Origin of the sequence: Lacisediminihabitans sp. (assembly GCF_036404185.1) — a bacterium.
Lineage (GTDB): Bacteria > Actinomycetota > Actinomycetes > Actinomycetales > Microbacteriaceae > Lacisediminihabitans.
This window is the reverse complement of record NZ_DASWPB010000054.1, coordinates 1-2,536: the sequence shown is the minus strand read 5'-3', so window position 1 is coordinate 2,536 and position 2,536 is coordinate 1. Positions and strand designations below refer to the sequence as shown.

The following is a 2,536-nucleotide window of genomic DNA, read 5'->3' as shown; positions in this document are numbered from 1 at the left end:
CCGGCACCGCCGGCCCGGTGACCTCGTGGCCGTTTTTGGGCATCCGCCGCGGGCGCTGATATGTTGGCAGAAACAACAATTTCCCCGGAAAGTGACGGTGCGACGATGCACTCTGCGGTTCCATTCTCGATGGCCCATCGGCTGGGCACGACGATCGTGACGGTGACGGATGCCACGGGACGACCGCTGCCGCACACAGAGGTCGTCGTCACTCAGACGCGTCACGCCTTCGGCTTCGGCAACATCGGTTTCGACTTTCTCGGTCTCGCGAACGGGGAGCCGGACGCGATCGGCACCGAGGGCCTCGCCGAGCTGTACACCGATGTCTTCAACACCGCGACCCTGCCGTTCTACTGGGGCCGCTTCGAGCCGGAGCGGGGCGCCCCGGACACCGCCAGGATGCAGCGGACCGCGCGGTGGTTCCGCGAGCGCGGAATCGCGCTCAAGGGTCATCCCCTGGTCTGGCACACCGTTCAGCCCGACTGGCTGCTCGACCTCCCGGCCGATGAGATCGAACGGCTGCAGCGCGAGCGCATCCGCCGCGACGTCGCCGACTTCGACGGCCTCATCGACACCTGGGACGCGATCAACGAGGTCGTCATCATGCCGGTCTTCGCAAACGGCGACAACGGCATCACCCGGCTCGCCCACGCCAGGGGCCGCATCCACATGATCCGGATGGCGTTCGAGGAGGCGCGGGCGGTTAACCCCCGCGCCCGGTTCCTGCTCAACGACTTCGATCTCTCCAGCGCGTACGAGTGCCTCATCGAGGGGGTCCTGGAGGCGGGCATCCAGATCGACGCGATCGGCCTCCAGACGCACATGCACCAGGGCTACTGGGGTGAGGACGTCATGCTCGCGATGGTCGACCGCTTCGCCCGCTATGGTCTGCCGCTGCAGCTGACCGAGACCTCGCTCGTCTCCGGGCACCTCATGCCCGCCGACATCGTCGACCTCAACGACTACCGCATCCCCGAGTGGCCGTCGACACCGGAGGGCGAGGCGCGTCAGGCTGAGGAGCTCGAGCGCCACTACCGGTCGCTCGTGTCCCATCCGGCCGTCGAGTCGATCACCTATTGGGGGATCAGCGACGCGGGCGCCTGGCTCGGCGCCCCGATCGGGCTGGTGCGTGCCGACGGCACGCCGAAGCCGTCGTATCACGCGCTGCGCTCGCTGGTGAAGGACGAGTGGTGGCTGAAACCGACGACGGTCGTCACCGACGAGGACGGCCGGATTCCCGTGACCGGCTTCCGCGGCGACTACGAGCTCCGCGCCGGCGCGGCGTCCGTCCCCTTCGCCATCGGCGCCGCGGAACTCCAGATCCGGATCGTCCACCCGGCCGGGGATCGGTAGCTCTTCCCGGCACGCGGAATCCGTCCAACGGCTTGTGCGCGACCCGGTAAGTAGGGCTAATATGTTTTTACAAACAACAAATCACCAATGACGTTGAAGGACGCACCCTGATGACCACTACACCCACCCGCGAAGACAAGTTCTCCTTCGGTCTCTGGACCGTCGGCTACAACGGCAGCGACCCGTTCGGCGGGCCGACCCGTCCGCCGCTCGATGTCGTCGAGGCCGTCACCCGGCTCGCCGAGCTCGGCGCCTACGGCCTCACCTTCCACGACGACGACCTCTTCCCGTTCGGCTCCACCGACGCCGCACGCCAGAAGCAGATCGACCGCCTCAAGCAGGCCCTCGCCGACACCGGCCTGATCATCCCGATGGTCACCACCAACCTGTTCAGCGCGCCCGTCTTCAAGGACGGCGGATTCACGTCCAACGACCGCGCCGTCCGTCGCTTCGCGATGCGCAAGGCGATGCGTCAGCTGGAGCTCGGCGTCGAGCTCGGCGCCAAGACCTTCGTCATGTGGGGCGGCCGCGAGGGAGCGGAGTACGACTCCGCCAAGGACATCCGCAGCGCCCTCGAGCGCTACCGCGAGGCCGTGAACCTCTTCGCCCAGTACGTCACCGACAAGGGATACGACATCCGCTTCGCCATCGAGCCGAAGCCGAACGAGCCCCGCGGCGACATCCTGCTGCCCACCGTCGGCCACGCCATCGCGTTCATCGAGACCCTCGAGCGCCCGGAGCTGTTCGGCGTCAACCCGGAGGTCGGCCACGAGCAGATGGCCGGGCTCAACTTCGCCTCCGGCATCGCGCAGGCGCTCTACCAGGGCAAGCTGTTCCACATCGACCTCAACGGCCAGAAGGGCATTAAGTTCGACCAGGACCTCGTCTTCGGTCACGGCGACCTGGCGAACGCCTTCGCTCTCGTCGACCTCCTCGAGAACGGCGGCCCGAACGGCGGCCAGACCTACGAGGGCCCGCGTCACTTCGACTACAAGCCGAGCCGCACCGAGGACATCAACGGTGTCTGGACCTCGGCCGCCGCGAACATGCGCACCTACCTGCTCCTGAAGGAGCGCGCCGCGGCCTTCCGCGCCGATCCAGAGGTGCAGGAGGCGCTCGTCGCCGCCCGCGTCGCCCAGCTGCAGGAGCCGACCCTCGGCGCCGGCGAGACCTACGACGACCT

General features: G+C 67.6%; 2 protein-coding genes. Both read left to right on the top strand.

All coding sequences use genetic code 11. The annotated features are described in order from the left end of the window. Positions 1 to 105 precede the first annotated feature (105 nt). Positions 106 to 1,353 carry an endo-1,4-beta-xylanase gene (locus VGC18_RS02960; protein WP_331094064.1) on the top strand — a complete coding sequence of 416 codons (1,248 nt, stop codon included), beginning with the start codon at positions 106 to 108 and terminating at the stop codon, positions 1,351 to 1,353. A 110-nt stretch (positions 1,354 to 1,463) separates the two neighbouring features. Then, a partial coding sequence (gene xylA / locus VGC18_RS02955) for a xylose isomerase (protein ID WP_331094062.1) occupies positions 1,464 to 2,536 on the top strand: 1,073 nt, incomplete at its 3' end.

Bases quoted from the DNA above. Each gene is read 5' to 3' on its own strand.
- VGC18_RS02960 (WP_331094064.1), top strand. From the start codon at position 106: ATGCACTCTGCGGTTCCATTCTCGATGGCCCATCGGCTGGGCACGACG.